This window comes from Pseudomonas sp. 2VD, from assembly GCF_005503585.1.
GTDB lineage: Bacteria > Pseudomonadota > Gammaproteobacteria > Pseudomonadales > Pseudomonadaceae > Pseudomonas > Pseudomonas aeruginosa.
Genome location: NZ_SCND01000689.1, coordinates 1 through 972 on the forward strand (window position 1 = coordinate 1; position 972 = coordinate 972).

Below are 972 nucleotides of genomic sequence, written 5' to 3' on the forward strand. Positions count from 1 at the left end.
GGTGTAGTCGGCCTGGTCGTTCGCGGAGGCAACCTGCTGCGGATTGATCGGGCGCCGCAGCGTTTGCCTGGCATCGAGGAGTAGCCGGCCACGGCTGTTGCCTATCGAGCTGGTTGCACCTTGTTCCCAGACGTCGAGCATGTTGGCCTCGCCGTGGGGCAGCATCTCCTCCTTGCTGGTGGAGCACGCTGCCAGGGTTAGCGCGCAGGCCAGGCCGGCGCAGAGACGAAGAAGGGGGTTAGTCCAGGTCTGCTGTTGCATGAGCGGCTCCAGAGCTGTAGTCGACCTTGCGGCCCTTGAGTTCGTAGTCGATCGCCAGTTGCTGATCGAGATGCACGGCGACCCGTGCGCCAGGTTGCACGTAGACGGCGGCGAAGGCCTCGCCGTACAGCTTGTTCATCCACTGCCGGATGTCGCTGACGCCGCCGGAGAGGATGCTGTTGAGGGCCGAGTTGCTGTTGGTTCCGGTCGTCCCGAAGCTGGTGCCGTTGCCGCTGAAGACGGTACTGGTGTTGTTCTCGTCGGCGTCCAGGAGCTTGGCGATGCCGGCCCCGGCAGCCGTGAGTAGGCTCTGATTGCCCAGGTACTCCTTGGCATTGGATCGGCGATCACCGGCGATGCAGGGGATGCCGTAGGGGTCGCTGATCCAGCCGAGACCGCCCTGGATGGTTTTCTGGTCGGCGCTGGCGGTCTGGTTGTTGTTGCTCTGGTTGTCATTCACCTCCTCGGCCGGCGCCGGGAAGGTGCGCACGGTCCCGTCGTTGAACACGAACGTGAGGCTGCGGATCTGCCCACGCACGCAGGAGAGTGTCCAGTCGCCCGAGGCGGTCCCGCTGGCTACCGCGCCGGCGACGTCCGGCAGCTCGATGCCGTTGGCGGTGAGGTTGTCCGGGCCGATGAGGATTTTGAACGGGTAAGGATCATTGACCGTCCCGTCGACCGGCACACGACCGATCAGCGCAGACATGGCCA

The 972-nt window shown here is 64.8% G+C and carries 1 protein-coding gene and 1 pseudogene; both read right to left on the reverse strand.

The genetic code is table 11. The features are described from left to right. A pseudogene (locus tag FFS27_RS33115) lies at positions 1-261 on the reverse strand (TIGR03751 family conjugal transfer lipoprotein); the annotation flags it as partial. Next, positions 239-972 (reverse strand): TIGR03752 family integrating conjugative element protein (locus FFS27_RS33120; protein WP_121367556.1); only part of this gene is annotated, 734 nt, incomplete at its 5' end. The pseudogene FFS27_RS33115 and the gene FFS27_RS33120, both read right to left, overlap by 23 nt.